At 54.3% G+C, this 3,368-nt stretch carries 2 protein-coding genes; one reads left to right on the forward strand and one right to left on the reverse strand.

Annotated elements, in window-relative coordinates; translation table 11 throughout:
• A partial coding sequence (locus tag ABJQ89_RS21630) for a recombinase family protein (protein ID WP_348498220.1) occupies nucleotides 1–833 on the forward strand: 833 nt, incomplete at its 5' end.
• A gap of 230 nt (nucleotides 834–1,063) precedes the next feature.
• On the opposite strand, the gene ABJQ89_RS21635 is transcribed toward ABJQ89_RS21630, so the two are convergent.
• Nucleotides 1,064–3,368 (reverse strand): S8 family peptidase (locus ABJQ89_RS21635; RefSeq protein WP_348498221.1); only part of this gene is annotated, 2,305 nt, incomplete at its 5' end.

Here is a 3,368-nt window from a genome sequence, read left to right on the forward strand (position 1 = left end):
CGCTGAAACCTGTGGACAGACCAGCGCCGCCGCAAGTGCGATCTTCCGCATCCCACCCCAAAATGTTCCAATCAAAACCGAAGGTTATTGACTATGGAGGATATGTGAAACGCGACAAAAAGCAAGCCACGCGAAACGCTGGGAAATCAAAGGCTCGGGATGCGAGCGACAAGAATGGAGAGACGAAATGGCGAGATGTCAAAAACCTTCCTTTTTGCCAGCGAGAAACGCCCATGGAGCTTTGGCCACAGCCACTTTCTCAGACCAAAGGCGCGAGCCTGCTGGGGTACGCGCGCGTCTCAACCGACGACCAACGGCTCGACATGCAGTTCGACGCGCTGACCCGCGCCGCCTGCACACAGGTCTACTATGATCACGGCGTGTCGGGCGCAAAAGCTGCACGCCCCGGCCTAGACGAACTGTTGGACGCCCTACAAGCGGGCGACACATTGGTGGTCTACAAGATGGACCGCCTCGGGCGATCCGTACTTCATCTCGCCGATCTGCTGACCCGGTTAGACAAAGACGGCGTCCACTTTTGCTCGCTCACCGAAGGCATCAACACCGCCACCCCGGGCGGCAAGCTGGTCTTCCACATCTTCGCCGCCATAGCCGAATTCCACCGCGATCTCATCCGCGAAAACACCCGTAACGGGCTGGCAGCGGCGCGCACACGTGGGGCAAGGCTGGGACGTCCGCCGAAGCTGAGTGTTGAGGATGTCGTAGAGGCCCACCGCCTGTTACACCAAGAAGGGTGGTCAGTTGCGAGCCTGCTGGAACGGTTCGAAGTTTCCGAGAGCACCTTGCTGCGCGGGCTTAGACGCTTGGTTTGAGATAAATTGTCGTAGTATTGTGTCTTCAAAACGCGGACCAAATATTCGTCTACCGCCTCAGCGAAAGGTATCAGGGCGGTGTCCTGATATTTGCCGCAGAGCCATTTTTTAGATTGCACCGTCAATAGAGAGACATTCGATTAGTGATGGGGCTGTAGTCCGCATAGCAAACGCCCGGGAGCGCGGTATCGAGCGTTTGCGAATAAGGAATCTTGGGGAAATGGTCAGTCCTAAAATCCGATTTCGACGTCCGTGCCCACAGTGATAGTTGGCGAAATGATAGCAGAGATATCGGTGTGGAGTGTCACGCTCTGATCTTGGGTTTTGATCGACACGACCAAGGCATAACGCGTCTTTTTGTTGCAGACTTTCGCATCAGCGCGGCCGCGCCACCATCCGCCGACCGGCTTGATACAAAGCACATCCCGCGTTAGCAAATGCGCAGCCGGGCCCGACCATTCATCACTGTGCAAAGAACCACAGGAAATCGAGTCTGGCCCAAACCGCCAATTACCGTCATCGCTCCCCGATGGCGGCTTATCGAAACGGTCTGCACGTTCAGCGACGTTCACCCGCTTTTTGAAATTAGTCAGAGTTTCGTTTCGCCGTTTGAGATCAAAGCGAAGACCGAAAGACTGATACCTGTACGCATCTAAAGTTGAGAGTGCGCCAGGGTTAGGTTCCACAAAATACGACAAAGTGATCTTCAACTTAACTTCTTTGTCACCCAACAGTTCAAGTGCCGCAGCTGGCCAAGGAAGATCATAGTAATGGCAATCCTTGAAGCTTCTTCCCCCGGAAGATGTATATGGCTGGATCTCACTTTGCGCGACTAGCGCGAGATGGTTCTCGGCCGATGCAGCCGCACGTTCAAAAGTTGGCACGCCATAGCCGAAGTGACGTAATAATGCGGCGGCATCCGTCTTCCCAAGTGGGTCGAGCACACGGCGCATTTTATCTGTCCATTCAGCGCCATGCACCAAAAGTCCACGAATGGTTTCCGGCCAATAATCAGGATGGCGCTCCATCAACCGTGCTGCAAGACGCGAGGCTTCTGCAGTTGCCGCACTGGTCGCGCGAAAAGCTGTCAGTGGTTTGCGGCCAACATCGGGCCCCGAAGTCAGGACAGACAGAGAATTTGTGTCAACGGCAGTCAGCTCCATCGGATCAACAGCGCGGTTGCCAGCTTCCATGACAATGTCAGGCTTGTAGGGGCTACGACCTTTCGTCCAAAGGGTCGAAGACCTTGTGTAAGGGCTGAGTTCACCCGCATCAGACATCGGTTTGTAGTCCGCAAGCTCAGGCTCTTGAATGTCGATCTTATCTGTATAGCCACCCACAACCAGCGCGTTCCAGGCCTGTGCTGGATCCTCGATGGCAAGTGTGTCAACGGGTTTGACATCCCGCATCATAATAGGGTTCGGTGCGTTTCCCGCTGAAATGACGAAAAGCCTTCTGGGAGCCTGCTCCCCACCAATCGTTACACCAGCGGCCTCTTGATCAATGGCTGCACTCCAAGTAGTTGGTTGAATGCCTGAAACACCGTCATTCGTCACCGCCATGCAGAATACACGCCGCCGATCTGGATGGTTGGCTTCCGCAATGCTTACTGCTGATTTTGTAACAGATCCATAAAACCGCTCTTCGGTTGCTGCGACACCAGACGGTGGTAAAATCTTGATGGACTCTAAACGGTGACGCAGTTCGTAGGGAATAGATGACCCAAGGCGAAATGTGAGATCACCATGTAGGGCCAACCCAGCCATCTGTGTTCCGTGACCCGGGAAAGGGCCGCTATCGTCAACGCCCCATGACCTTACAACAGCATCCTGTTCGTTTGCCGCAAGTGCGGGTTCAATAAGGTTGTGAGCCCGGTTCACACCACTATCAAGCAGACATACACTTGGTGCGTCTGAGACAGGCCACTGCACCCGACTTGCGAGATCGTCCGTCCACACAACCTGCTCATCGTCGTCCAGAGTATCAAGAAAGAAAGTCGGATTATCAGTTGCCCGTCGCAGCTCCATAATCGCAAATCGTCCAAACAGCATGATCTCAATCATCGTGCGGTTGGCATAAACAGGAATTACCACATGCTCCGGGAATTGCAGGCGCTGATCCACAGCCGCACAGCGCGCATCTAACTGTTCAGCAAGTTGTTCCAGCTCGGCTTCCGCGCTCTTAACGCACCAAACCTCCCACCACATCCAATGTGTTGGATCATCCGGGAGCGCAGCAGGGTCGTCGGTCCAGAACGTTTCAAGACGCGCTTGGCGAAAACTCTCAATCGGATCGACAAAGCTCTTCTGAGGCGGATTGCTTGTGTCTTCTGCTAAAGGCCCAGTGTGATATTCTTCTAAAACATGCGCCAAAACTGCGCGTGCTTCGTCTGGAACGAAGAGGCCAACAACTTTATTTTCAGCGGCGTCTAGTTGGGCAGCCAGCGGTCTTATACCAGATGTTTTACGCTCAAGTTTATCGGCAACACCGCCGCGTTTGAGTTCCACTTCGAGGAATGCGCCCTTGACCGGTTCG

The sequence above is a fragment of the Planktotalea sp. genome (assembly GCF_039984035.1).
Taxonomy (GTDB): domain Bacteria; phylum Pseudomonadota; class Alphaproteobacteria; order Rhodobacterales; family Rhodobacteraceae; genus Planktotalea.